General features: G+C 66.1%; 32 protein-coding genes. 23 read left to right on the plus strand and 9 right to left on the minus strand.

Going from position 1 to position 23,202, the window contains the following annotated elements:
• Positions 1-10 precede the first annotated feature (10 nt).
• Together VH326_RS00225 and VH326_RS00230 are read right to left on the minus strand one after the other, a co-directional pair.
• Positions 11-220 (minus strand): helix-turn-helix transcriptional regulator, encoded by a 210-nt coding sequence (locus tag VH326_RS00225; RefSeq protein ID WP_329629780.1) that lies wholly within the window; start codon positions 218-220, stop codon positions 11-13.
• Entirely contained in the window at positions 213-662 is a 450-nt protein-coding gene (locus tag VH326_RS00230; RefSeq protein ID WP_329629781.1) for a hypothetical protein, read from the minus strand. Before VH326_RS00230 ends, VH326_RS00225 begins: the two co-directional genes overlap by 8 nt.
• A 126-nt stretch (positions 663-788) precedes the next feature.
• Between VH326_RS00230 and ybgC the strand changes: the two genes are divergently transcribed.
• The 17 genes from ybgC (at position 789) to queE (ending at position 14,138) form a co-directional block, all read left to right on the plus strand.
• On the plus strand, positions 789-1,247 hold the full coding sequence (ybgC, locus tag VH326_RS00235; protein ID WP_329629782.1) for a tol-pal system-associated acyl-CoA thioesterase: 459 nt from the start codon (positions 789-791) through the stop codon (positions 1,245-1,247).
• A 19-nt stretch (positions 1,248-1,266) separates the two neighbouring features.
• The gene (tolQ, locus tag VH326_RS00240) at positions 1,267-1,959 is read left to right on the plus strand and encodes a protein TolQ (RefSeq protein ID WP_329629783.1); all 693 of its coding nucleotides are present in this window, start codon (positions 1,267-1,269) and stop codon (positions 1,957-1,959) included.
• A 3-nt stretch (positions 1,960-1,962) separates the two neighbouring features.
• A complete protein-coding gene (gene tolR, locus VH326_RS00245; RefSeq protein WP_329629784.1) occupies positions 1,963-2,403 on the plus strand; it encodes a protein TolR in 441 nt (146 codons plus the stop codon).
• Positions 2,400-3,326, plus strand: coding sequence for a cell envelope biogenesis protein TolA (locus tag VH326_RS00250; RefSeq protein ID WP_329629785.1), 927 nt, complete (start codon positions 2,400-2,402; stop codon positions 3,324-3,326). Before tolR ends, VH326_RS00250 begins: the two co-directional genes overlap by 4 nt.
• Positions 3,327-3,334: 8 nt before the next feature.
• A complete protein-coding gene (tolB, locus tag VH326_RS00255; protein ID WP_329629886.1) occupies positions 3,335-4,702 on the plus strand; it encodes a Tol-Pal system beta propeller repeat protein TolB in 1,368 nt (455 codons plus the stop codon).
• Positions 4,703-4,824: 122 nt separating this feature from the next.
• Positions 4,825-5,337, plus strand: coding sequence for a peptidoglycan-associated lipoprotein Pal (pal, locus tag VH326_RS00260; RefSeq protein ID WP_329629786.1), 513 nt, complete (start codon positions 4,825-4,827; stop codon positions 5,335-5,337).
• Between the two features lie 154 nt (positions 5,338-5,491).
• Positions 5,492-6,481 carry a mechanosensitive ion channel family protein gene (locus VH326_RS00265; RefSeq protein WP_329629787.1) on the plus strand — a complete coding sequence of 330 codons (990 nt, stop codon included), beginning with the start codon at positions 5,492-5,494 and terminating at the stop codon, positions 6,479-6,481.
• 58 nt (positions 6,482-6,539) lie between these two features.
• Positions 6,540-7,451: an SPFH domain-containing protein gene (locus tag VH326_RS00270; protein WP_329629788.1), complete on the plus strand. Its 912-nt coding sequence runs from the start codon at positions 6,540-6,542 to the stop codon at positions 7,449-7,451.
• Positions 7,452-7,460: 9 nt separating this feature from the next.
• Positions 7,461-7,670 carry a toxin-antitoxin system HicB family antitoxin gene (locus VH326_RS00275; protein ID WP_329629789.1) on the plus strand — a complete coding sequence of 70 codons (210 nt, stop codon included), beginning with the start codon at positions 7,461-7,463 and terminating at the stop codon, positions 7,668-7,670.
• Positions 7,667-8,614 carry an alpha/beta hydrolase gene (locus VH326_RS00280; RefSeq protein ID WP_329629790.1) on the plus strand — a complete coding sequence of 316 codons (948 nt, stop codon included), beginning with the start codon at positions 7,667-7,669 and terminating at the stop codon, positions 8,612-8,614. Before VH326_RS00275 ends, VH326_RS00280 begins: the two co-directional genes overlap by 4 nt.
• Positions 8,611-8,853 carry a hypothetical protein gene (locus VH326_RS00285; RefSeq protein ID WP_329629791.1) on the plus strand — a complete coding sequence of 81 codons (243 nt, stop codon included), beginning with the start codon at positions 8,611-8,613 and terminating at the stop codon, positions 8,851-8,853. Before VH326_RS00280 ends, VH326_RS00285 begins: the two co-directional genes overlap by 4 nt.
• A 114-nt stretch (positions 8,854-8,967) precedes the next feature.
• Positions 8,968-10,164, plus strand: a complete 1,197-nt coding sequence (locus VH326_RS00290) for an aspartate aminotransferase family protein (protein WP_329629792.1) — start codon at positions 8,968-8,970, stop codon at positions 10,162-10,164.
• Between the two features lie 144 nt (positions 10,165-10,308).
• Entirely contained in the window at positions 10,309-11,226 is a 918-nt protein-coding gene (gene argF / locus VH326_RS00295) for an ornithine carbamoyltransferase (protein WP_329629793.1), read from the plus strand.
• Between the two features lie 37 nt (positions 11,227-11,263).
• Positions 11,264-12,169, plus strand: a complete 906-nt coding sequence (locus tag VH326_RS00300) for an Hsp33 family molecular chaperone HslO (protein WP_329629794.1) — start codon at positions 11,264-11,266, stop codon at positions 12,167-12,169.
• A gap of 44 nt (positions 12,170-12,213) precedes the next feature.
• On the plus strand, positions 12,214-12,624 hold the full coding sequence (locus VH326_RS00305; RefSeq protein WP_329629795.1) for a hypothetical protein: 411 nt from the start codon (positions 12,214-12,216) through the stop codon (positions 12,622-12,624).
• 186 nt (positions 12,625-12,810) lie between these two features.
• Positions 12,811-13,500 (plus strand): 7-cyano-7-deazaguanine synthase QueC, encoded by a 690-nt coding sequence (gene queC / locus VH326_RS00310; RefSeq protein ID WP_329629796.1) that lies wholly within the window; start codon positions 12,811-12,813, stop codon positions 13,498-13,500.
• Positions 13,497-14,138: a 7-carboxy-7-deazaguanine synthase gene (queE, locus tag VH326_RS00315; protein ID WP_329629797.1), complete on the plus strand. Its 642-nt coding sequence runs from the start codon at positions 13,497-13,499 to the stop codon at positions 14,136-14,138. The genes queC and queE overlap by 4 nt, the downstream gene beginning before the upstream one ends.
• Before the next feature lie 3 nt (positions 14,139-14,141).
• Here the strand turns inward: queE and VH326_RS00320 are convergent, their stop codons facing one another.
• The 3 genes from VH326_RS00320 to lipB form a co-directional block, all read right to left on the minus strand.
• Positions 14,142-14,831, minus strand: a complete 690-nt coding sequence (locus tag VH326_RS00320; RefSeq protein WP_329629798.1) for a hypothetical protein — start codon at positions 14,829-14,831, stop codon at positions 14,142-14,144.
• Positions 14,832-15,011: 180 nt separating this feature from the next.
• Positions 15,012-15,260 (minus strand): hypothetical protein, encoded by a 249-nt coding sequence (locus VH326_RS00325; protein WP_329629799.1) that lies wholly within the window; start codon positions 15,258-15,260, stop codon positions 15,012-15,014.
• An 89-nt stretch (positions 15,261-15,349) separates the two neighbouring features.
• Complete coding sequence (gene lipB / locus VH326_RS00330; RefSeq protein WP_329629800.1) at positions 15,350-16,018, minus strand: lipoyl(octanoyl) transferase LipB; 669 nt, start codon at positions 16,016-16,018, stop codon at positions 15,350-15,352.
• Between the two features lie 74 nt (positions 16,019-16,092).
• Between lipB and VH326_RS00335 the strand changes: the two genes are divergently transcribed.
• Together VH326_RS00335 and VH326_RS00340 are read left to right on the plus strand one after the other, a co-directional pair.
• Positions 16,093-16,923: a hypothetical protein gene (locus tag VH326_RS00335; protein WP_329629801.1), complete on the plus strand. Its 831-nt coding sequence runs from the start codon at positions 16,093-16,095 to the stop codon at positions 16,921-16,923.
• Entirely contained in the window at positions 16,920-17,687 is a 768-nt protein-coding gene (locus VH326_RS00340) for a hypothetical protein (RefSeq protein ID WP_329629802.1), read from the plus strand. The genes VH326_RS00335 and VH326_RS00340 overlap by 4 nt, the downstream gene beginning before the upstream one ends.
• Here VH326_RS00340 and hemF read toward each other — a convergent pair.
• From hemF to VH326_RS00355, 3 genes are read right to left on the minus strand one after another with little or no spacing between them, the layout of a single operon-like run.
• Positions 17,674-18,516, minus strand: a complete 843-nt coding sequence (gene hemF / locus VH326_RS00345; protein WP_329629803.1) for an oxygen-dependent coproporphyrinogen oxidase — start codon at positions 18,514-18,516, stop codon at positions 17,674-17,676. The genes VH326_RS00340 and hemF overlap by 14 nt on opposite strands.
• Positions 18,513-18,962, minus strand: coding sequence for a tRNA (cytidine(34)-2'-O)-methyltransferase (locus tag VH326_RS00350; RefSeq protein WP_329629804.1), 450 nt, complete (start codon positions 18,960-18,962; stop codon positions 18,513-18,515). Before VH326_RS00350 ends, hemF begins: the two co-directional genes overlap by 4 nt.
• 5 nt (positions 18,963-18,967) lie before the next feature.
• Positions 18,968-19,234, minus strand: coding sequence for a hypothetical protein (locus tag VH326_RS00355; protein ID WP_329629805.1), 267 nt, complete (start codon positions 19,232-19,234; stop codon positions 18,968-18,970).
• 212 nt (positions 19,235-19,446) lie between these two features.
• Between VH326_RS00355 and petA the strand changes: the two genes are divergently transcribed.
• From petA to VH326_RS00375, 4 genes are all read left to right on the plus strand, one after another.
• Positions 19,447-20,022: a ubiquinol-cytochrome c reductase iron-sulfur subunit gene (gene petA / locus VH326_RS00360; RefSeq protein ID WP_329629806.1), complete on the plus strand. Its 576-nt coding sequence runs from the start codon at positions 19,447-19,449 to the stop codon at positions 20,020-20,022.
• Positions 20,023-20,036: 14 nt separating this feature from the next.
• Complete coding sequence (locus tag VH326_RS00365) at positions 20,037-21,326, plus strand: cytochrome b (RefSeq protein ID WP_329629807.1); 1,290 nt, start codon at positions 20,037-20,039, stop codon at positions 21,324-21,326.
• 25 nt (positions 21,327-21,351) lie between these two features.
• The gene (locus VH326_RS00370; RefSeq protein ID WP_329629808.1) at positions 21,352-22,212 is read left to right on the plus strand and encodes a cytochrome c1; all 861 of its coding nucleotides are present in this window, start codon (positions 21,352-21,354) and stop codon (positions 22,210-22,212) included.
• A 185-nt stretch (positions 22,213-22,397) separates the two neighbouring features.
• On the plus strand, positions 22,398-22,787 hold the full coding sequence (locus VH326_RS00375) for a hypothetical protein (protein ID WP_329629809.1): 390 nt from the start codon (positions 22,398-22,400) through the stop codon (positions 22,785-22,787).
• 51 nt (positions 22,788-22,838) lie between these two features.
• On the opposite strand, the gene VH326_RS00380 is transcribed toward VH326_RS00375, so the two are convergent.
• On the minus strand, positions 22,839-23,078 hold the full coding sequence (locus VH326_RS00380; RefSeq protein WP_329629810.1) for a DUF6894 family protein: 240 nt from the start codon (positions 23,076-23,078) through the stop codon (positions 22,839-22,841).
• Positions 23,079-23,202: the final 124 nt, after the last annotated feature.

Consider the following 23,202-nt stretch of genomic DNA (forward strand, 5'->3'; position numbering starts at 1 on the left):
TAGCTAACCATTACGCCTCGTCCAGCACGAACAATTGCTCGACCGGCTTGCCGATCGCCGCGGCCAGCTTCAGCGCGAGGATGGTCGATGGGACGAACACGCCATTCTCGACCGTGTTGATCGTCTTTCGGCTGACGCCGACGCGCTCGGCCAGCTCGGCCTGAGTCCAGCCGAGCCGTGCGCGTTCGTCGCGCAAGGTATTGGTCAGCGCGTCAGCCACCCTTGAGCGCGCGCCGCTCAAGCATGCCAAAGCGCAACAGCGCCGCTGCGATGCCGATCGCCGTCAGCACATGGATCGCCGCGCGCGCATCGACCGGCGTGAACAGCGACAGAATGTAGAGCAGGATCGCCCCGCCCATTGTGAAGAGGAAACCCCACTGGAAGGCTTGGGCGCGATTGGCCAGTGTGTTCTCGTCGTTCATCAGCGCACGGACGCGCCTGTCGCGCAACAGGGTGCCGCCCGTCACCAGCCCGAACAGGAGGACGACCGACAGCACCAGCCACCCGCCGATCGAGACGTAGTTGACGAGGCGCAACTTGCCCTCGTCGAGCCGGCTCCCGGTAAAATAGACCGCCTGTTGCGCGACGAACATCATCGCGAGCGCCGGCATCATGCGGGCTCGCTTGTCCATCAGCCGGTCGGCCGTGTCGTTGTCGGTCATGTCGTACCCCTCATTTCGATGTAACCTATACTACTCATGTAACCCACGGGTTACATCGCTGCAAGGGGCAAAATGCGGGACCAAATGGGTTTGCCTCGCGAGTCCGGCCCGCTAGAGCCTTTAACCATGACCGCCGTTGCCACCGATCAGCCCGTCGAAGGCCGCTTCGACGGACGCGAGCACCGTTTCCCGGTCCGCGTCTACTTCGAGGACACCGACCTGTCCGGCGTGGTCTATCACGCCAATTATCTGCGCTACATGGAGCGTGCGCGGTCGGACATGCTACGGCTGGTCGGGGTGGATCAGCGCGGGGTGATGGAGAGCGGCGGCGGCGCCTATGCGGTGTCCGAACTCGCGATCAAATACCATCACCCGGCCAGGCTCGACGATGCGCTGATCGTGGTGTCGCGGCTGACGCAAGTGCGCGCGGCGGCGGTCGCCATTCATCAGCGAGTCATGCGCGGTACGGACATATTGACCGAAGCGGACGTAACGGCGGCGTTGGTTGCGCCCGACGGGCGGCCACGGCGCCAGCCGGCGGAATGGGCGGCGGCGTATAGAGAGTTGTTGTGGAAGCCGGAATGAACAGGGGACTGACGAACTGATGCATTGGAGTTTCGACCTTTCGCCGGGATCGACCTCGCCGCTCGCTTTGCTGCTCCACGCCGATGTGGTGGTGCAGATCGTGATGGCCGGGCTGTTGATCGCTAGCATCTGGACCTGGGCGATCATCCTCGGCTCGTCGCGCCGGCTCGGCGGCACGCGCCGCGCGACCGCCAAGTTCGAGAACGATTTCTGGAAGGCCGACGATATCGATGCCTTCTACAAGGCCAACGCCGACAGCGACTTGCCCGCCGCGCGCGTGTTCTCAGCCGGCGTCACCGAATGGCGGCGATCGACCGCGGGCGGGATCGTCGACCGCGAGGGCGTGCGCGAGCGGCTGGCGACGGCGATGGGATCAGCGGTCGCCAACGAGGTCGATAAATTGTCCGACCGGCTCAACATCCTCGCGACGGTTGGGTCGGTGGCGCCGTTCGTCGGGCTGTTCGGCACGGTGTGGGGGATCATGTCGAGCTTCACCGGCATTGCTGCTGCACAGAATACCAGTCTCGCCGTCGTCGCTCCGGGGATCGCCGAGGCTTTGTTCGCGACCGCGATCGGACTGTTCGCCGCGATCCCCGCGGTGATCGCGTACAACCGGCTGGGTCACGCGGTGAACAAGATCGAAGCGCGCTTGAACCGCTTCGCCGACGGATTCCACGCGACGCTCAGCCGCCAGCTCGAGGCGAAGCGTTAGATCGTGGCCGCCTCGCTCCCCTCTGCCCGTGGCAAGGGCCGGCGCGCGCCGATGGCGGACATCAACGTTACGCCGTTGGTCGACGTGATGCTGGTGCTGCTGATCATCTTCATGGTCACCGCGCCGCTGATGACCGCGGGCGTGCCGGTCAACCTCCCCGACAGCCGCGCGAAGTCGCTCGACCAGGACCAGAAGCCGGTGTCGATCGCGATCGAGCGCGACGGTACGATCTATCTCGACGACAAGACGATCGACGAGGATGCGCTGCCCGACCGGCTGGCGGCGCTCGCCGCTGACAGGACTCCCGACGGCAAGCCGCGCCAGGTGTTCCTCCGCGCCGACCGCGGTCTCGATTACGGCAAGGTGATGAGCGTGATGGGCGAGCTCAACCGCGCCGGGCTCAACCGGGTCGCCTTGGTCTCCAACGCGAAGGAGAAAAGGTGACCGCGATCGCCGCCCGGCCGATCCTGCTGCCCGAGCGCGCCGCGGGCGGGCGCTGGACGTGGCCCGCGATCGGCCTGTCGATCGTCGCGCACCTGTTGCTGTTCGCGTTCCTGTCGCTGACCTTCTTCGCGCGCAAGGAACCGCCGCCGCCCGCCGCGATGGACGTCACCATCGCCGACGATGTCGGGCTGCAGGCGAGCGCGCCGCAAGCCGTCACGCCGCCCGCGCAGAGCCAGGCGCCGGATCTCGGCAAGCCCGAGGATGCCGCGCCGCCTACGCCGAGCGTTGCGGCCGCCGAGCCCGCGCCGCCCAAGCCGCAGCCCGAGGCGGCGCCGCCGCCCAAGCCCGCCGAAGTCGCCAAGCCGCAGCCGCCGAAGAAGGTCGCGCCGCCGGTGCCGCAAGCCGCCAAGGCCCCCGCGCGCCCGGCGCCATCCTCGACGCTTGCAAAAATCGTCGGCAAGGGTAGCGGCGCGACCGCCAACGCCGCCGCGCAACGCCCGCGCGGTTCGTCGCTCGGCGGCGTGATGAGCGGGCTGTCCCCCAACCCGAGCAAGTCGCAATCGGCGGTGCCCAAGGCCGCGATGACCGGCGCGGCGAAGGCTGACATTGCTAGCAAGATCGCCCAGCAGATTCAGCCCTGCGCGCGCAACCACAAGCTGCCGCCGACCCCGGGAATCGACAAGGTCCGAGTCATCGTGAGCCTCAGCTTCGCGCGCGACGGCAATCCGTCCGCAGCGCCGCAGATCGTCCGGATCGAGGGGCTCAACGACAATACCGAACGCTATGCCGATCTTGTGCGGCGAAGCGCGCTCGCGACGTTCAACGACAAAGGATGCCAGCCGATCCGCGGGCTTCCGGACGATCTGTACGACGTGCCGGGCGGCTGGCGCAGTGTGACCTTGGGCTTCAGGCTACCGGGATGAAGAAGATGATACGCAGCCTCCTGTCGACCAGTATCGCCGCCTTGGCGATCGCCGCCGTACCCGCGGTCGGGCAAGTCGCGCCCGCCCCAGCCCCAGCCGCGCCGCAGTCGGAAGACCCGATCGTCGACGTGATCGGCGGCATCTCGCAGCCGATGGGGATCGCCATCCCGCCGTTGCCGACGCCCGAGTCCGTCTCGACCCCCGCCGGCTCGACCGACGAACTCGGCCGCCAGCTCGCTCAGGTGATCACCAACGACCTTAGGAATTCGGGACTGTTCAAGCCGCTTCCCGCCGGGCAGTTGCTCGCGGTGCCGTTCGCCGAGGCGACGTCGCCGAATTACGCCGGGTGGAGCACGGCTGGCGCCACCGCGCTGGTTCAGGGCTATGTCCGCGCCAACGGCGACGGCACGATGACGGTCGGCTGCTACCTCTACGATATCGTGCAGCAACGCGAGATGGCGCGCCAGGGCTATATTGTCCCGTTCGCTGAATGGCGCCGCGCCGCGCACAAATGCGCCGACATGGTCTATACCAAGCTGACCGGCGAAGGCCCGTATTTCGACAGCCGAGTCGTCTATGTATCCGAAACCGGGCCCAAGGCGCGCCGAGTCAAGCGCCTCGCATTGATGGATCAGGACGGGTTCAACGGCCGCTTCCTGACCAACGGGCAGACGATCGTCCTCACCCCGACGCTGTCGCGCGACCAGCGCAAGATCGCGTACCTGTCGTACCTCGACAAGAAACCGACGATCTACGTCTACGACATCGCGGCGGGCACGCAGCGCAAGCTCGTCAGCGACGTCAGCCTGGCGTTCGCGCCGCGCTTCTCGCCCGACGGGCGGTGGATCCTGTTTTCGATGGCCACAAATGGCAGCACCAACCTGTACCGCATCCCCTCGGGCGGGGGGCAGTGGCAGAAACTGACGAGCTCGCCGGGCATCGACACCGGCGGCAGCTATTCGCCTGACGGATCGAAGATCGTGTTCGAAAGCGATCGGTCGGGCGCGCAGCAGCTGTACGTGATGAACGCCGATGGATCGAACCAGCAGCGCATCAGCTTCGGCAACGGCCGCTATGCCACCCCCGCCTGGAGTCCGCGCGGCGACTTGATCGCCTTCACCAAGATCGGCGGCGGCTTCCATGTCGGGATCATGTCGCCCTCCGGCGGCGGCGAGAAGATGCTGACCGACGGCTGGCAGGACGAAGCGCCGAGTTGGTCGCCCAACGGTCGCGTGATCATGTTCTTCCGCTCGACCGAGGGCGGATCGGGCGTGGCCGATCTGTGGTCGGTCGACCTGACCGGGGTCAACGAGCGCCGGTTGCCGACGCCGTTCGACGGTTCCGACCCCAATTGGGGACCCATTCGCACCGATTGATCATTATCCCTGTCATCCCCCCTCCCGTTCGTGCTGAGCTCGTCGAAGCACCTGGAGTTTGCGCCCTTCGACAAGCTCAGGGCGAACGGTTCTGTAAGAACGCCAAAGAAGGAGTACCGACAATGGCACGCACTACCACCAAGCTGATCCTGCTCGCCGCGCTCGCGGCGACCACCGCGTGCGCGCACAAGCGGCCAAAGGTGCTGCCGCCGGCGGCGGGCGACGTCGCGCCGCCGACCAACGACCAGACCGGGAGTGCTGGCGCGATCGAGCCGGGTAGCCCGCAGGACTTCCAGCGATCGGTGATGAGCGACACGATCCACTTCGCGCTCGACCAGTACGACATCGATCCGCAATCGCGCGCGATCCTCGACACGCAGGCGGCGTGGCTGGCCAAATGGCCCAACCGCCGGATTACGATCGAGGGGCATTGCGACGAACGCGGCACGCGCGAATACAATCTCGCGCTCGGCGATCGCCGCGCCAACGCGGCCAAGAACTACCTCGCCGCCCGGGGTATCGACCCGTCGCGGATCACCACGATCAGCTACGGCAAGGAACGCCCGATCGCGCTGGGTTCGGACGAGGCAAGCTGGGCGCAGAACAGGCGCGCGGTGACCATCGTTCTGCAGTAACTGGAATTATTCCCCTCCCGCCTGCGGGGAGGGGTTAGGGTGGGCATGTCCTACGGGGTGGCGCTGATGACAGGCCCACCCCCGACCCCTCCCGCAAGCGGGAGGGGAGGAAGAGCAAGGAACCGCTGCCTCCGCACCCGCGTTCGTTCGCGCAATGTGGCTTCAGAACACTGCCGCGCCGGTCGCGTTGACTCCGGTCAAGCAGCCGCCGGTGCTCGACCCGGTCTCCACCGCGACCGCGACGATGCACATCTGGTGGAACAGCGCGATCAGGGCGCTGCCCAGCATCGTCGCGGCGCTGATCTTCCTGTTCCTCGCTTATTGGGCGGCGCGAGGCGTCGCGGTGCTGGTCCGCCGCCTCGCGATGCGCCGCGACCGTCACGACCTCGGCACGATCATTGGGTCGATCGTATTCGGCGCGCTGATGATTTTCGCGGTGATGATCGCCGCCGTGATCGTATTCCCCAGCGTCAAGCCCGGCGATATCCTGTCGGCGCTCGGGGTGGGGTCGGTCGCGGCCGGGTTCGCGTTCAAGGATATCTTGCAGAACCTGTTCGCCGGGGTGCTGTTGCTGATCAACCGCCCGTTTCGCCGCGGCGACCAGATCGTGGTCAAGGATTACGAGGGTACGGTCGAGCACATCCAAAGCCGCGCGACATTGATCAAGACCTATGATGGCCGACGGGTGATCATCCCCAATGCCGACATCTATACGTCGCCGGTGACGGTCAACAATGCCTTCGCGATTCGCCGCACTCAGCTCGACCTCGGCATCGGTTACAACGACGATCTCGGCAATGCCGCGCGGTTCATCGTGGAAGCGATCCGCAAGGTCGAAGGGGTGATCGACGACCCGGCGCCCGAAGCCATTCCGATCGAGTTTCGCGACGGCGACGTGCTGGTCCGCGCGCGCTGGTGGACCGATTCGACGCAGAGCAAGGTCGTCCACATCCGCGCCAAGGTGGTCGAGGCGATCCTCCAGGCGTTCCGCACCGGCGGGATCGACCTGCCGTTCCCGACCCAAATCGTCCTGCTCCATGACCAGACCGGCAAGAACGAAGGCGACCGCGCGGAGCAACGGCTGCGCGGGTTCGATCAAGCGGCGGACGGCAAGGACGATGCGGAAACCCGGCCGCCAAAATAGCGCTTGCGACTCGTTCAATCCCGATATAAAAGTGATATCATAATAACGGGAGGGCTCCATGGCCACGCAAGCTTCGCCTATTGATCGCAATACCGCGCTGACGCTGTCGACCGAACGGCCGGCCTCGACTTCGAGCGGCTATCTGATGCTCGTCGTGCTGTTGGCCGCGATTATCGTCGCGATCTTTGGCGCCACTCAGATCGACGCCAATCCGACGCTCGGCGTGCCGCTGCTGCTGGCGGGATCGCTCGTCTTCGCGTTCGTCGTGATCGGATTCTACATGCTCCAGCCCAACCAGGCGGCGGCGATCACCTTGTTCGGCAGCTACAAGGGCACCGACCGCACCACCGGGTTGCGCTGGGTGGTGCCGTGGTACGGCAAGAAGAAGCTGTCGGTCCGCGCCAACAACATCATTTCGGACAAGATCAAGGTCAACGATCTGCGCGGCAACCCGATCGAAATCGCGGCGCAAGTGGTGTGGCGCGTGACCGACACGGCGCAAGCTCTGTTCGACGTCGACAATTACAAGACGTTTGTGCTCGTCCAGATCGAAGCCGCGGTGCGCACGATCGGCTCGCGCTATCCGTACGACGATTTCGAGCATCAGGAAGTGACGCTGCGCGGCAACCACGACCAGGTCGGCGGCGAGCTTCGCCAGGAACTGATCGCGCGGCTGACGATGGCGGGGATCACCGTCGATGAGTGCGGCTTCACGCATCTTGCCTATGCGCAGGAAATCGCGGGGGCGATGCTGCGGCGGCAACAGGCGCAAGCGGTCGTGGCGGCGCGCCAGACTTTGGTCGAGGGCGCGGTTGGCATGGTCCAGATGGCGCTCACGCAGCTTTCCGAGAAGGGCGTGGTCGAGCTCGACGACGAGCGTCGCGCGGCGATGGTCTCGAACCTGATGGTGGTGCTGTGCGGCGAACGCGACACCCAGCCGATCGTCAATGCGGGCTCGCTCTACCAATAGCGTCGGACGATGGGCGCTCCTCCTAAGAAGGCGTTTCCGCTGCGCCTCGATCCCGGCTTGTACGCCGCGATCGAGCGTGCCGCGGCGAGCGATCTGAGGAGCGTCAACGCCCAGGTCGAATGCCTGCTGCGCGAGGCGCTCGGGCGGCGCGGGGTGAAACTGGCGGAGCCGGTGCGCGCCAAACGCGGCCGGCCGCCCAAACAAGGGGATGAGCAATGATTGCGATCGCAATGATGATGGCGCTCGCCGCCGCGTCGGGAGACGAGGTGACGATTCCCGGTCCGCAGGGGCCGCTCGCCGGCACCTACCAGGCGCCGGCGTCGGGCGACGGCAACGGGCCGGTGGTGGTGATCATCCCCGGCTCCGGCCCGGCTGACCGCGACGGCAACAGCCCGATGGGCCTCAAGGCGCAACCCTACAAGCTGCTGGCGGAGGCGCTCGCCGGGCGAGGCATCGCCAGCGTCCGGATCGACAAGCGCGGCATGTTCGCCAGCCGCGCCGCGGCCGACGCCAATGCCGCGACGATCGAAGCCTATGCCGCCGATGCGCGCGCCTGGGCGAAGTTCGCGGCGAAACGCGCCGGCGCGAAATGCGCGTGGCTGGTCGGGCATAGCGAAGGCGGGTTGGTCGCGCTCGAAGCCGCGCAGGATTCGAGCGGGATCTGCGGCGTGATCCTGGTGTCGGCACCCGGACGGCCGCTCGGCGTGATCATGCGCGAGCAATTGCGCGCCAACCCGGCCAACGCGCCGATATTGCCGCAAGCGCTGGCGATGCTCGACGGTATCGATGCCGGCCGCACCACCGATCCCGCGACCCTCCCCGCGCCGCTGCCGATGATCTTCCCCGAAGCGGTGCAGCGCTACATGATTGCCGAGTTCAAGTTCGACCCCGCCAAGCTCGCCGCCACCGCGCGCGTGCCGGTGGTGATCGTCCAGGGCGACAACGACATCCAGGTCTCGCTCGACGACGCCAAATTGCTTGCCGCGGCACAGCCCAAGGCCAGGCTGGTCGTGCTGCCGGGGGTGAACCACGTGCTCAAGGTCGTGCCGATGGGCGACCGCGCGGCCAATGCTGCGAGCTATGCCGATCCCGCCCGGCCGATTGCGCCAGGCGTGGTCGATGCGGTCGCGACGGCGGTCGCAGGCAAAGGGCAACGGACGTGAGCGACGACGACTGGTTCGCGCCCAAGCGGTTCGGCTACGGCGCCGGCAATCCCATTGCGTGGCAAGGCTGGGCAGTATTGGTCGGCTATATCGGGGTTCTTACGATTGCCGGTTTTACGCTTCTACCGCGCCACTGGATCCTCTGGGTGGCGATCATCGTCCTCGCCACATTGGCGCTGACGGTGATTTGCGCGCAGCACACCAAGGGCGGCTGGCGCTGGCGCTGGGGCGACGATTGACCGTCCGATCCCCTCTGTTTGCGATGGTGTTGACGCTCCCCGGCTCCACCAAGTAAATGTCCGCTCCGGCGACCCCAGCGCGGGTCGCTTTTTTCGTTGAAGGGAGCCGCCCCCGTGACCATCACCCCGCTCATGCCCGTTTATCCGCGGTGCGATGTGCGGCCGGTGCGAGGCGAGGGGGTCTACCTCTATGGCGAGCGTGGCGAGAAATATCTCGACTTCGCCGCCGGGATCGCGGTCAACGCGCTCGGCCACGGCCACCCCAAATTGGTCAAGGCGATCGCCGACCAGGCTGCGACCTTGATGCACGTGTCGAACCTGTACGGCAGTCCGCAGGGCGAGAGCCTGGCGCAGCGCATCGTCGACATGAGCTTTGCCGACACGGTGTTTTTCACCAATTCCGGCGTCGAGGCGATCGAGTGCGCGATCAAGACCGCGCGCCGCTATCACTACGTCAACGGCAACCCCGAGCGGCACAACCTCATCACCTTCAAGAACGCGTTCCACGGGCGCACGCTCGGCGCGATCTCGGCGACCGATCAGGCCAAGATGCGCGACGGGTTCGAGCCGCTGCTGCCCGGGTTCGACTATGTGAAGTTCAACGATCTGGAAGGCGCACTCGCCGCGATCGACGGCGAGACCGCAGGGTTCCTGGTCGAGACGGTGCAGGGCGAGGGCGGGATGACCGCGGGCACGCCCGAATTCATCAAGGGCCTGCGCAAGGCGTGCGACGAGCACGGCTTGCTGCTCATTTTGGACGAGATCCAGTGCGGATACGGCCGCACCGGCAAGATGTGGGCGTACGAACATTACGGCATCACGCCCGATATCATGACGGTGGCGAAGGGGATTGGCGGCGGCTTCCCGCTCGGCGCCTGCCTTGCGACCGAGGAAGCCGCCAAGGGCATGGTGTTCGGCACGCACGGATCGACCTATGGCGGCAACCCGCTGGCGATGGCGGCGGGCGAGGCGGTGCTCGACGTGATGACCGAGCCGGGGTTCCTCGAGCACGTCCAGAAGATGGGCGACCGGCTGCGCCAGGCGTTCGAGCAACTGATCCCCAACCACGATCATCTGTTCGAGGAAATCCGCGGCAAGGGGTTGATGCTCGGGATCAAGATGAAGGAGCCCGCGGTGAGCCGCGAGTTCGTGGCGCACCTGCGCGACAATCACGGGCTGCTGACGGTCGCGGCGGGCGAGAACGTGTTCCGCGTGCTGCCGCCGCTGATCATCGAGGAAGAGCATATCGCCGGATGCATCGAGCGCCTGAGCGACGGCGCGCGGAGTTTTGCCGGGCGCAGCGATGATTAGGGGCGGCGAAATCCTCCCCGTTCACGGGGAGGGGGACCATCGCAAAGCGATGGTGGAGGGGGCGGGCCGCGAGCGGTGCGCTTGCGGAAGCCCCCCTCCGTCGCGCTTCGCGCGCCACCTCCCCGTTTACGGGGAGGATTTATGATGCGCCACTTCCTCAACCTGTCCGACGCCGGCGCCGACGGGATCGCGGCGATGCTGGCCGATGCGCTCGACCGCAAGGCGGCGCGTCAAGGCTGGCCGAAGGGCAAGCCCGATGCCGACGCGCCGCTCAGCGGGCGCGTGCTGGCGATGATCTTCGAAAAGAACTCGACCCGCACGCGTGTCAGTTTCGACATGGCGATCCGCCAGTTGGGCGGGCAGTCGATCGTGATGGAAGCCGGCCAGATGCAGCTCGGCCGCGGCGAGAGCGTCGCCGACACCGCGCGCGTTCTGTCGGGGTTCGTCGATGCGATCATGATCCGCACCGACGACCATGCCAAGATCGTTGAGATGGCCGAGCACGCATCGGTGCCGGTGATCAACGGACTGACCGATTATTCGCACCCGTGCCAGATAGTCGCCGACCTCCAGACCATCGTCGAGAGCGGGCGCTCGCTGCCGGAGCTCAAGGTGGCGTGGCTCGGCGACGGCAACAACGTGCTGGCGTCATTGATGGAAGCGGGCGGGCTGATGCATTTCGACGTCGTCGCGGCGTGCCCGCAAGGGTTCATGCCGTCGGACGAGGACGTCGCGCTGGGCCGGGGCCGCGCGAAGGTCGTCGGCACCGCGCGCGAGGCGGTCGAGGGCGCCGACGTGATCGTCACCGACACCTGGATCTCGATGGGCCAGGACCATGCCGAGACCAAGCTGGCGGCGATGATGCCGTTCCAGGTGACTCGCGATCTGATGGCGGGGGCGAAATCGGATGCGGCGTTCCTCCATTGCCTCCCCGCGCACCGCGGAGAGGAAGTGACCGCGGAGGTGATCGACGGCCCGCAGTCGCTGATCTGGCAGGAAGCGGAAAACCGGCTCCACGCGCAGAAATCGATCCTGCGCTGGTGCTTCGGGCAGATCGGTTGAGTTGTTTCGCGAAGGCCAGCGCCTATCTCTGGCGGCCATGACCTCCCCCGCCATTACCGACATCGACGAAGCGCTTGGCTTCACCATTCCCGGGCGGCATGCGCGCGGGCGGCTGGTGCGGTTGGGGCCGGTGCTCGACACGATCCTCGACGCGCATGCTTACCCGCCGGCGATCGAGGCATTGCTGGCCGAGGCGCTGACCTTGACCGCGCTGATCGGCTCGACGCTCAAGGACCCGTCGGGGCAGCTCACGCTCCAGGCGCAGACGCAGAACGGCGTGGTCACCTTGCTGGTGTGCGATTATCGCGGCGGCGAACTGCGCGGCTACGTCCAGTACGATGCCGACAAGCTCGCCGAAGCGCCGGAGGAGCCGAGCCTGTTCGCCTTGTTCGGCGAAGGGTATCTCGCGATCACCTTCGATCTCGCCAACACCAACGAGCGCTATCAGGGGATCGTCCCGCTCGACGGCGAGACGCTGGCGCAAGCGGCGGAGAGCTATTTCGTCCAGTCCGAGCAGATCCCGACGCTGATCCATTTCGGCGTGGCGCGCGACGCGAAGGGACGCCACGTCGCGGGCGGGCTGTTCCTCCAGCATTTGCCCGAGGGCGAGGACGGGCGCGAGCGACTGCATACGCGGCTCGACCACCCCGAATGGGAGCATGTCGCGATCCTCGGCCGGACGCTCGGCGCGGACGAACTGACCAACCGCGACCTCTCGCTCGAGACATTGATCTGGCGGCTGTTCAACGAAGAGGACGAAGTTCGCGTGCTCGCGCGCACGTCGCTCCACAAGGGCTGCCGCTGTGACGCCGACTATATCGCCAGCGTGCTCGCCAAGTTCACGCCGGAGGATCGCGCCGAAATGGCCGACGAAGACGGCATGATCCAGGTCGGCTGCGCGTTCTGCGCGCAATCCTTCCCCGTGCCCGCCGCCGCTGCTTGAAGCGCCGCCCCGGCGTAGCCACAATGTGGTGGGAAGGGGGTATCGTGTCTCAATCGAAACGACTCGTCATTGCCGGCTTGGCCGCGGGACTGCTCGGCGCCGTCGCGTCGGCGGCGATCCCCTATGCCGCGCTCCACGGGCTGCAGCGCGGGCGCTGGCAGTTCAAGGAGATCGGCACTGCCAGTGGCCGCGTGCTGTGCGTGTCCGAGCCGATCCAGATGATCCAGTTCAACCATCCGGGTCCGGCGTGCGAGCGCTTCACCGTCGAGGATGCGCCGGACCACGTCACGGTCCAATATAATTGCGGGCCCCGCGGCTATGGCCGGACGACGATCACGGTGCAGCAGCCCGACCTGATCCGCCTCGACGCGCAGGGCACCAGTCCGGGAGGCCAGCCGTTCGACGCCAGTTATGAAGGCCGTTTCCTCGGCCCGTGTGCCTCGCCGGCGCGTTAAGCCGGCGTTTATGGTTGCCGCTTTATAAGGAGATCGTGCCTTCGAGCACGCTTTCCTCCCTGGTTGACGCTTGGAAGCGTCCAGACTGGGCCGTTCGCAAGGACGGCCCGTTTTCTTTTGTGGCAAGAGCGGCTTGGCCGTGGCGGGTTGCGATGAGGCAGCCAAGCGCCTAGCGAGCGGCCGATCATGGACAATTCTGCACCGCTGGCGGTCGCCCTGATATCGGGCGGCCTCGATTCGATGGTGGCGGCCGCAGCGATGCGCGCGGACGGCTATCGCCTGCTCGCGCTGTCGATCGACTACAATCAGCGCCACCAGATCGAATTGGCCGCCGCGCGGCGAATCGCTCACCTGCTCGGTGCCGAACGCCACGTCGTGCTGCCGCTCGATCTGCGTGCGTTCGGCGGGTCGGCGCTGACCGCGGACATCGACGTGCCTAAGGCTGGCGTGGGTGACGACATCCCGGTGACCTACGTGCCGGCGCGCAACACGATTTTCCTGAGCCTGTCGCTCGGCTGGGCCGAGGCGGCGGGCGCGCGCGACATGGTGATCGGGGTCAACGCGCTCGATTATTCGGGCTATCCCGATTGCCGGCCCGAATTCGTCGCCGCGTTCGAGGAGATGGCCGCGCTCGCGACCAAGGCGGGTGTGGAAGGCAACGCTTTCCGTATCCACGCCCCGCTCCAGCTCATGACCAAGGCCGATATCGTGCGCGAGGGGACTCGGCTCGGGCTCGATCTCGGCATGAGCTGGTCGTGCTACGACCCCGCGCCGGGCGGTCTGCATTGCGGGCTGTGCGACTCTTGCCGGCTGCGCGCTAAGGGATTCGAGGAAACCGGGATCGCCGACCCGACCCGGTACGCCGCCGCGACATGACCTACGCCGTCAAGGAAATATTCCTCACGCTCCAGGGCGAAGGCGTCAATGCCGGCCGCCGCGCGGTGTTCATCCGCTTCGCCGGGTGCAACCTATGGTCGGGGCGCGATCAGGATCGCGGGGCCGCGATCTGCCGGTTCTGCGACACCGATTTCGTCGGCACCGACGGTGAGGGCGGGGGCAAGTTCGCCGATGCGGCCAGCTTGGCGGCGACGGCGGCGCGATTGTGGGGAGAAGCTCGCGACGAGCGCTTTTGCGTGCTGACCGGGGGCGAGCCGATGCTCCAGGTCGACAATGCCTTGCTCGACGCGCTCCACGCCCACGGCTTCGTGATTGCGATCGAAAGCAACGGCACGCTCCCCGCGCACCCGGCGATCGACTGGGTGTGCATCAGCCCCAAGGCGGGAAGCAAGGTCGTCCAGACCTCGGGCGACGAACTCAAATTGGTCTGGCCGCAGCCTGGGAGCGATGTCGCGGCGATGGAGCGCTGGGATTTCGCGAACCTGCTCGTCCAACCGCTCGATACCGGCGATGCCGCTGGCAACGCCGCGACCGAGGCCGCGGCAATCGCCTTTGTCATGGAGCGCCCGCGCTGGCGCCTGACGCTGCAGGCGCACAAACGATTGGGGCTGCGCTAGGCGCTAGCGCCTCTTTTTCTTGGCGTCGGACCCGCAATAGCGCTCGTTATACACGCCCTTGCGCCAGCAACTGGGCTGGAAATCGGGCAAATACATATAGGTGCGAGAGGCGAATGCGCGCGGGAATTGCTGCTCGCCCCACGGCACCAGGCTGTTGCGCAGCTCGCGCATGTAATTGACCGCGACGTTGCCGAGCTCGCCGCGCGGCGCAAAGATCGCCTCGGTGCCGACCTTGCTCGCAGTCTGGCAGAATCCGTATTGCGCCGCCACGGTGGCGAACGCCGAATAGGTGCGCGTGCCGAATCGGTCGAACGCGGTCTGCCCGGCTGCCTTGGTCTTGGCGGTGCGGACGAAATAGGCGTTGAGCGTGTCGAGCGCGCCCTTGAGCTCGTCCTTATGGTCCCTGATCATCGCATTGTAGTGATCGACCGTCATCAACGTCGGCTCGAAATCGCACTGCAGAGCGGCGACATTGAGCGCCGCGCGCAGATTCCACACCAATCCAGCGCGAATCTCGGCGGGGGTCGCTCCGGGCATCGGCATGCCGAGCTCGGGCTCGGTGCCGGCCACCGGGCTCCCGCGAAAGTCATACGATTTGAGGAAAAACTGCGCCGATGCCGTGGGGCCGGCGAATAGCCCGGCGAACAAGCCGGCGGCGAGCAGCGCGCTCGCCAGGATACGCACGATCTTCATATCATCCCTTCCCGCCCCCGGTCGGCGGATACCTACGGCGATTTGCCGCGATGCCCAAGTGCTTTTGCCCGGATCGCTATGCATCGCTCGAATCACCTCCGGAATCGAAAGGGGCCGCCCGGCAAGCGGACGGCCCCTCGAAACGACCATTCGTCCCCGAAGGGACGAACGACCAGGCAATTACATCGCGTTGCCGGTCGTGTTGGTGGTGGTCATGGTGTTGCTCGTCGACATCGTGTCGTTCGCCATCGGCGTCGTGTCGTTCATCATGCCGGCATCAGGCGCGGTCATGGTGTCGTTGGTGGTCTCCGTCATGGTGTTCATGTCGGTGACGGTGTTGGTCGTGTCGGTCTTGGCGCAAGCGGCCAGCGCCAGCGCGGCGCCGGCGATCATGGTGCCGGTGACGGCCTTCGAGATGAAAGAACGCATTTGGAAGCTCCCTAGATAAAGGATTTGGTCGGCTTTTACGGCCTTAATACCCAAACCGGCGTGGACATTAGTCGGTTATGCCGCTTTGCTCAAGCCGGTTTTCTTGCACAGCGCAGCGCGGCCAGGAAAGCGGGACAGCGCTCGGCCAGTGCGGCGTCGAATTCGCGTGGACCGATCGGCGTCCCGAGCGCCGCTGCGCTCGTCACCGCGAAGTCGGGCAGCCCGCAAGGAACGATGCCGCCGAAATGCGACAAATCGGGGTCGAGGTTCACCGAAAAGCCGTGGAGCGTGACCCAGCGCTTCACCCGCACGCCGATCGCCCCGATCTTGGCTTCGCCCGCGCCGTGCCCGGTCCAGATGCCCACGCGGCCCGATTCGGCGCGCGCCGCGATCCCGAAATCGCCGAGCGTCGCGATCAGCCAATTCTCGAGCGCATGGACGAAGCACCGCACGTCGCGGCCGCGCTTGTCGAGGTCGAGCACCAGATATCCGACCCGCTGCCCCGGCCCGTGATAGGTATAACGCCCGCCGCGCCCGGCATCGAACACGGGGAATCGCGCGTCGATCAGCTCGGCGGGGTCGGCGCTGGTTCCCGCGGTATAGACCGGCGGATGTTCGAGCAGCCACACCAGCTCTCGCGCTTCCCCCGTCCCGACCGCGATCGCGCGCGCCTCCATCTCGGCGAGGCTGTCCGCGTAAGGGACGAGGCTCGGCGAAACGCGCCATTCGAGGTCGTCGGGAATGTCGGAGGGGTTCACGCGCGATACTTTGCGATGGCTTTGCGATTCCCGCAACTTTAAGGATGGGCGGCACGGCCGCTCGGGAGGGTAACATGGTCAATATGGGGAACGTCTGGGACCGGACCACCGAGTTCCTCAGCGACAATGCGGCGGCGCTGTGGCCGATCGCTGCGCTGGCGGTGTTCGTGCCGCAATCGGTCGCGGCGCTGATCGGCGGGGCGGCGAATGGCGGGATCGCACCGATCGTCGTGGCCGCGACTGCGCTGGTTTGTGCGTTGGTGTCGATCTGGGGTCAGCTTGCGATCACCGCGCTGGCGATCGATCCCGAGGCTGGGCGCGACCGAGCGATCGCCGCGGCATCGGCCAATTATCTGCGCGCGATCTTGGCGATGCTGGTGCTGCTGGTCGGGCTGGCGCTCCTGTCGCTGCCGATCGGCGCGACGCTGGCCGCAAGCGGGATCGATATCGGTGCGCTTCGCCGGGGCGATCAGGCCGCGCTGTCGAGCTTGTCGGGCGGCGCGGCGGCGTTCGTCGCGATCTATGCCATCGCGTTGGCGGTGGTGGCGCTGATCGTCACGGTCCGCGTGACCTTGCTCCTCTATCCGGTCGTCGTCGCCGAGAAGCTGGGGGTCGGCGCGCTCCGCCGCGCATTCATGCTCAGCAACGGCATGGCGTGGAAAATGTTCGGCGTTTGGCTGCTGTTCGTGATCGTCTATCTGGTCGCGTCTGCCGCGGTGAAGAGCGCGATCGGCGGTGTGCTCGGGCTGTTTCTCGGCAACACGCAACCCTTCGGATTGGTCGCGATCGTCGTCGCCTTGCTGAGTGGGCTGGTCACGATGGCCTACGTGCTGGTCACCGCCAGCTTCTTCGCCAAGCTCTACCGCGCCGCGACGAAGGCGCGCGACGGCGCCGCCAAGGCGTGAGGCTCCGCGCTACGACCATCTACGCCGACGCTTGGGGCTTGTGGCGCGCGGATTGGTCGATCTTGACCGCGGCGGCGGGAATGTTCGTGTTCCTGCCACGGCTCGGGCTGTCGCTGCTGGTGCCCGAATTTCCGGACATGTCGAAGGTGACCTCGTCCAATCCCGACGACCCCGCGTTTCGGGCCTTGGCCGCCGCGGTGAGCGACTGGATGCAGCATTACGCGCTACCGGTGATCGGCGACGCGCTGGTCGAATGGTTCGGTGCGCTGGCGCTGGTTGCGATCTATCTCGCCGCGCGCCGTGCGCTGGTCGGGGAGGCATTGCTGACGTCGCTTCGCCTGTTGCCGCGATTCGTGCTGGCGATGCTGATTTGGCAAGTGCCGATGGGCGTGCTCGCCTTCCTGCTGCTGCCATTGCCGTTCGTGATGGTGCCGCTGCTGGCGCTGGTGATGGCGCGGATGCTGTTGATCACGCCGGCGATACTCGCCGCTCGGCCGATCGGCGCGGCGGTGGCGATCGGCCGAAGCTTCACGATGACTCGCGGCAACATGCTGGTGCTTGCCAGCGTCACGCTGAGCGTGATCATCGCGCAGTATCTGATCCAGATACCGTTCCTCGCGCTCGATCAGTGGCTGGTGAAGAACGGACCCAACCCGGTGGCACGGCTGATCGCCGATACGTTCGTCGCGGGCGCCATCGCGCTCGCCGCAACCGCGACCGCGCTGATCCAGGTTGCGGTGTGGCGGCGGCTCAGCTCCAGCTAGCGACCGGCGGCAGGCTCATCAGAATCGCGTCGATATTGCCGCCGGTCTTCAATCCGAACAGCGTGCCGCGGTCGTAGACCAGGTTGAATTCGGCGTAGCGCCCGCGCCATTCGCGCATCGCTTGCACCTCGACCTCGGTGAACGGCATCGCCATCCGCCGCCGCACGATCCGCGGGAAAACCTCGAGGAACGCGCGCCCGACATCCTCGACGAACGCCAGGTCGCTCGCGAAATCACCCTCCAGGTGATCGAAGAAGATGCCGCCGACGCCGCGATGGACCTGGCGGTGGGGGATGTAGAAATAGTCGTCCGCCCACGCCTTGAACCTGGGATGATAGGCCGGGTCGTGCGCGTCGCACGCCGCGCGCATCGCCGCGTGGAAATCGTCGGTGTCCTGCGCGATCGGCAGCGGCGGGTTGAGGTCGGCGCCGCCGCCGAACCAGCGCTTGGTGGTCGCCAGGAAACGGCAATTCATGTGCACCGCAGGGACGTGCGGATTAGCCATGTGCGCGACCAGGCTGATGCCCGTCGCGAAGAATTTGGGATTGTCGCCGGCGCCGTGGATGGTCTTGGCGAAATCGCCCTCGAACGTGCCGCCGACGGTCGAGACGTTGACCCCGACCTTCTCGAACACGCGACCCTTCATCACCCCGCGCACCCCGCCGCCGCCCGGCTCGCCCGAGGGATCGGTGCGGTCCCAGGCGATGAAATCGAACCGCGTGTCGGAGCCGGCCTCGGCCTCGATCGATTCGAATTCGCCGCAGATTCGGTCGCGCAATTCCTCGAACCAGTCGCGCGCGGTCTGCTGTTCGGGGTCGAGTTCGATCATCCGGGCCATCCGTCAATTTGCCGCAGCGCTTCGCCGAGCGCCATCGCCGCTGCGACCGCGACGTTCAAGGATCGAAACCCACGCCGCATCGGAATCGCGATGCGCAGGTCGGCGCGGTCATGGACCGTGTCGGACACGCCTGCGCCTTCGCTGCCGAGCAGCAGCACATCGTCGGCGGCGAAGCGCGCCTGGGGCAATGGCACCGCGCCCTTGGTCGTCAGCAGCACCAGCCGGCCCGCCCGTTGCGCATCGAATGCATCCCAATCCGCATGCCGCGCCACCTCCGCCTGCCCGGCATAATCCATCCCGGCGCGCGCCATCGCACGATCGCCAAACGCGAACCCCATCGGCTCGATCAGGTCGACCCCGACGCCCAGGCACGCCGCGAGCCGCAGGATCGTGCCGACATTCCCGGCGATATCGGGTTGGTAGAGGGCGATGCGCATCGAACCTATCCGCCGGCGAACGCGATCAACGCGAATATGGCTACCATAACGACGGTGACGATCGGCACGACGGTCATCATTTCACGGCCATACCGACGAATCTCATCGACGCTCTTCGCGCCCGGATTCCATCCCGGTGTCGGGCCGGAAAAGTTACCACCCAAAAACTTGCCAGCCCATGGATTGTGGTCGAGCCGGCTCCATTCATAGCCGAGATAATAATTGTAAGCCCCAATTGCTGCGGCTGCGGCGATAAGGATCAGTATCCCCACAGTTCCCCTTTCTCGGGTTGGCGACGCGCCTCCCGCACTCGCGGTCGGGGTCCATGCACTCGATAGCATAAAAACCCGTTGGCAAAGCGCGGTGCCCGTGTCTATCAGGCCCGCGAGCTTCCGTGGGGACGGAGGCGCAATGGCGGGCGCGGCTCCAAACGCCGTCCTCAAACGTTCGCCAACGGATTTAGAAGTGCAAGGGCTTTGGCTGAATGGCGACCGTTGACGATGCTGTACCGCTGGGCACCACGCCCGAGACTGGCCACGATCCGCGCCGTCGCGACTTCCTGAACATCGCCGCGGTCGCGTTCCCCGCGGTCGGCGGCGGCGTCGCGGTTTTGCTGCCGCTGATCAACCAGATGAACCCGTCGGCCGACGTGCTCGCCGAATCGACCACCGTGGTCGACCTGTCGAAGATTCAGCCGGGCCAGGGCGTCATCACCACGTTCCGCAAGCAGCCGCTGTTCGTCCGCAACCTGACGCCCAAGGAAATCGCGGAGGCCGATGCGGTGCCGGTGTCGTCGTTGCGCGACCCGCAGACGCTCGAGCAGCGCACCAAGGAAGGCCACAAGAACTGGCTGATCACGCTGGGCGTGTGCACCCATCTCGGCTGCATCCCGCTCGGGATCAACGAGGGCGACAATCGCGGCAAATATGGCGGCTATTTCTGCCCGTGCCACGGCTCGCAATACGACACCGCCGCGCGCATCCGCCAGGGGCCGGCGCCCAAGAACCTCGCCGTTCCCGATTACACATTCACGTCGCCGACGTCCGTGACGGTCGGTTGAGGGGGTAGAGAGAAATGAGTTTCCCCTGGGCCAGGCAGTATGAACCCAAGCAGCCGCTGATGCGCTGGCTGGACGAGAAGCTGCCGTTGCCGCGATTGGCCTATAACGCGGTCGGCGCGGGCTATCCGGTGCCGCGCAACCTCAATTATTTCTGGAACTTCGGCGTGCTCGCGGGCGCCGCGCTGGCGATCCAGATCGTCACCGGCATCGTGCTCGCGATGCATTTCCATTCGTCGGCCGCCGGCGCGTTCGATTCGGTCAACGGCACGATCGTGCGCGACGTCAACGCCGGTTGGTTCCTGCGCGCGGCGCACGCCAACGGCGCGTCGATGTTCCTCGCGGTGGTCTATATCCACATCTTCCGCGGGCTCTATTACGGGTCGTACAAGGCGCCGCGCGAGATGGTGTGGCTGCTCGGCGTCGTCATCTTCCTGCTGATCATGGCGACCGCGTTCATGGGCTATGTCCTGCCCTGGGGGCAGATGAGCTTCTGGGGGGCGCAGGTGATCACCGGCTTCTTCTCGGCGATACCCGTGGTCGGCGAGAACATCCGCGTGTGGCTGCTCGGCGGCTATGCCCCCGACGACGCCACGCTCAACCGGTTCTTCTCGCTCCATTACCTGCTGCCGTTCGTGATCGCCGGCGTGATCATCCTGCACATCTGGGCGCTGCACATTCCGGGGTCGGGCAATCCCACCGGGGTCGACGTCAAGAGCGAGCAGGACACGGTGCCGTTCCACCCGTATTACACCGCAAAGGACGGGGTCGGGCTGCTACTGTTCCTGGCAGTGTTCTCGGTGCTGATCTTTTTCCTGCCGGACTATCTCGGGCACCCCGACAATTTCATTCCGGCCAACCCGCTGCAGACGCCGCCGCACATCGTGCCCGAATGGTATTTCTGGCCTTTCTACGCGATCCTGCGATCGTTCACGTCGGACTTCATCATCCCGGCCAAGCTGTGGGGCGTGCTGGCGATGTTCGGGTCGATCCTGTTGCTGTTCTTCCTGCCGTGGCTCGATTCGTCGCCGATCCGGTCGAACAATTACCGGCCCAAAGCACGGATAGCGTTCTGGGTGCTGGTCGCCGACGTGCTCGTGCTGGGCTATTGCGGCGGCTCGCCGGCCGATCCGATCTACATCATCGCGGCGCAGATCTGCACGGCCTACTACTTCCTGCACTTCCTGGTGATCCTGCCGCTGATCGCCCGCAGCGAGCGGCCGGTGCCGCTGCCCAATTCGATCACCGAGGCGGTGCTCGCCGGGCATGGCGGCACCAGCCCCGCCGAAACCGCGCTGGCGCATTGAGCGAACGATAGGGGACTGAATAGACATGGTTCGCGGCATTGCATTCCTGATCGGCGCAGCCTTTGCGGCGGTGGTCGCCTGGGCTTTGTTCTGGACGATCCAGGGGGTGGTCACCGATCCGACGCCCAAGACGATGACGGGTGCGCCCAAGAGCGCGGAGACGGAGTTCCACCTCCATCCGCGCAGCGCCGGGCTGCGCTCCGACGGGGTGTTCGGCAAGTTCGACAAGCAGCAGCTGCAGCGCGGCTTCCAGGTGTACAAGGAAGTCTGCTCGAACTGCCACTCGCTGCGCTTCGTCGCGTTCCGCGACCTCGAAGGGCTCGGCTATAGCGAAGGCCAGGTGAAGGCGATCGCACAGGGGTATGACAATATCCCGTCGATCAACCCCGACACCGGCGAGCCCGCGACTCGCAAGGGCACGCCCGCCGACCACTTCCCGATGCCGTTCGCCAACGACATCGCGGCGCGCGCTGCGAACAATAACGCGATCCCGCCCGACCTCAGCTACATCACCCGCGCGCGGCACGGCGGGGCGGATTACGTCTATTCGCTGATCACCGGATACCGCCCGCAATCGGCGGCGATGCTCAAGGAATTCCCCGACATCAAGACGCCGAAGGGGCTCTATTCGAATCCCTATTTCGCCAACCTCAACATCGCGATGCCGCCGCCGCTCAAGACCGAGGGCCAGGTGCAGTATATGGACGGCACCCGCCCGACCGTCGACCAGATGGCGAAGGATGTGGCCGCGTTCCTGGTGTGGACTGCGGATCCCAAGCTCGAGACTCGGCACACTGCCGGCTTCGCGGCGGTGATCTTCTTGCTGATCTCCAGCTTCCTCGCGTTCGGCGCGTACCGCAACATCTGGCGCGACGTGAAGCATTGATACTTTCCCCTCCCGCTTGCGGGAGGGGTTAGAGGCGGGCCGAGATCCCGGCCCCCCATCCAGACATGCCCAACCCCCAGCCCCTCCCGCAAGCGGGAGGGGAGAAGACGGAACGACCGCGACGCGGGCTCGTTTCGTATGGCGTGGCGGCGCGCCTTGCCGCTGGTCCCGGTAGGAGATGGACGATGAAACTTCGCATGATTGCGCTTGGCGCCGCGTCGCTGATGGCGCTCACTGCGTGCGTCGACGACGGCTATGGCGGCGGCGTCGCGGTCGGTTACGGCGGCGGCGGCTATTACAGCGATTTCTATGACGGCGCTTACGGAGCGCCCTATTACGGCTGGTATAACGGCTATTATTATCCCGGCAGCGGCTATTACGTCTACGACCGCAGCCGCCGCCCGATCCGCTGGAACGACAGCCAGCGGCGCTATTGGGAAAACCGCGGCCGCAGCTGGTCGGGATCGGCGCGCAACGAGGAATGGCGTGGGTTCGACCGCGGCCCATCGCGCGGCGGCAGCGATGGCTATCGCGGGCGTAGCGGCGGCGGACGCGGCGGTCGCGGACGGCGCTAACCCGAAAGCCCCTCTCCCCGCGGAGAGGGGCCTACAGGCATTGTCCGGCTCTCAGCCGGGGACGATCGCGACCGCGCTCGAAAAGGGCAGCGTGTGGACGATATCGCCGTCCTCGTCATGAACGTCGATCCGGTATTTCAGTTCGACGCGGCCTTCGAGAACATCGCCGCTGATACAGTCGCGCGCCGCCTTGAGCGCGGCTTGGGCGACGCTTTCGAAAGGCATTTCGATGCCATCGTGGTCGAGCACTTCGTCGGTGCCGTCGCGTAGGTGCATGAAGAATTTCGGCATAGATCTACTCCCGGGGGGGGGGGGGAGGGGGGAGAACGCTCTCAGTCGTTGGCGACCCATTTACTGGCCAACGATGGCATCGACATAAATCGGCTCCGCGGTCCGCGCGACGACGTGAATCAGT

It is taken from the genome of Sphingomonas sp. (assembly GCF_036269755.1).
Lineage (GTDB): Bacteria > Pseudomonadota > Alphaproteobacteria > Sphingomonadales > Sphingomonadaceae > Sphingomonas.

Coding starts and splice junctions, on each gene's coding strand:
- VH326_RS00350 (WP_329629804.1), bottom strand. CDS start 18,962: ATGCGCATCGCCCTCTACCAACCCGATATCGCCGGGAATGTCGGCACG.
- VH326_RS00335 (WP_329629801.1), top strand. CDS start 16,093: ATGGTCAATATGGGGAACGTCTGGGACCGGACCACCGAGTTCCTCAGC.
- queE (WP_329629797.1), top strand. CDS start 13,497: ATGACCTACGCCGTCAAGGAAATATTCCTCACGCTCCAGGGCGAAGGC.
- VH326_RS00365 (WP_329629807.1), top strand. CDS start 20,037: ATGAGTTTCCCCTGGGCCAGGCAGTATGAACCCAAGCAGCCGCTGATG.
- hemF (WP_329629803.1), bottom strand. CDS start 18,516: ATGATCGAACTCGACCCCGAACAGCAGACCGCGCGCGACTGGTTCGAG.
- VH326_RS00230 (WP_329629781.1), bottom strand. CDS start 662: ATGACCGACAACGACACGGCCGACCGGCTGATGGACAAGCGAGCCCGC.
- VH326_RS00320 (WP_329629798.1), bottom strand. CDS start 14,831: ATGAAGATCGTGCGTATCCTGGCGAGCGCGCTGCTCGCCGCCGGCTTG.
- VH326_RS00265 (WP_329629787.1), top strand. CDS start 5,492: ATGTGGCTTCAGAACACTGCCGCGCCGGTCGCGTTGACTCCGGTCAAG.
- VH326_RS00380 (WP_329629810.1), bottom strand. CDS start 23,078: ATGCCGAAATTCTTCATGCACCTACGCGACGGCACCGACGAAGTGCTC.
- VH326_RS00300 (WP_329629794.1), top strand. CDS start 11,264: ATGACCTCCCCCGCCATTACCGACATCGACGAAGCGCTTGGCTTCACC.
- tolQ (WP_329629783.1), top strand. CDS start 1,267: ATGCATTGGAGTTTCGACCTTTCGCCGGGATCGACCTCGCCGCTCGCT.
- VH326_RS00370 (WP_329629808.1), top strand. CDS start 21,352: ATGGTTCGCGGCATTGCATTCCTGATCGGCGCAGCCTTTGCGGCGGTG.
- VH326_RS00325 (WP_329629799.1), bottom strand. CDS start 15,260: ATGCGTTCTTTCATCTCGAAGGCCGTCACCGGCACCATGATCGCCGGC.
- VH326_RS00270 (WP_329629788.1), top strand. CDS start 6,540: ATGGCCACGCAAGCTTCGCCTATTGATCGCAATACCGCGCTGACGCTG.
- queC (WP_329629796.1), top strand. CDS start 12,811: ATGGACAATTCTGCACCGCTGGCGGTCGCCCTGATATCGGGCGGCCTC.
- VH326_RS00375 (WP_329629809.1), top strand. CDS start 22,398: ATGAAACTTCGCATGATTGCGCTTGGCGCCGCGTCGCTGATGGCGCTC.
- pal (WP_329629786.1), top strand. CDS start 4,825: ATGGCACGCACTACCACCAAGCTGATCCTGCTCGCCGCGCTCGCGGCG.
- VH326_RS00280 (WP_329629790.1), top strand. CDS start 7,667: ATGATTGCGATCGCAATGATGATGGCGCTCGCCGCCGCGTCGGGAGAC.
- ybgC (WP_329629782.1), top strand. CDS start 789: ATGACCGCCGTTGCCACCGATCAGCCCGTCGAAGGCCGCTTCGACGGA.
- argF (WP_329629793.1), top strand. CDS start 10,309: ATGCGCCACTTCCTCAACCTGTCCGACGCCGGCGCCGACGGGATCGCG.
- petA (WP_329629806.1), top strand. CDS start 19,447: ATGGCGACCGTTGACGATGCTGTACCGCTGGGCACCACGCCCGAGACT.
- VH326_RS00275 (WP_329629789.1), top strand. CDS start 7,461: ATGGGCGCTCCTCCTAAGAAGGCGTTTCCGCTGCGCCTCGATCCCGGC.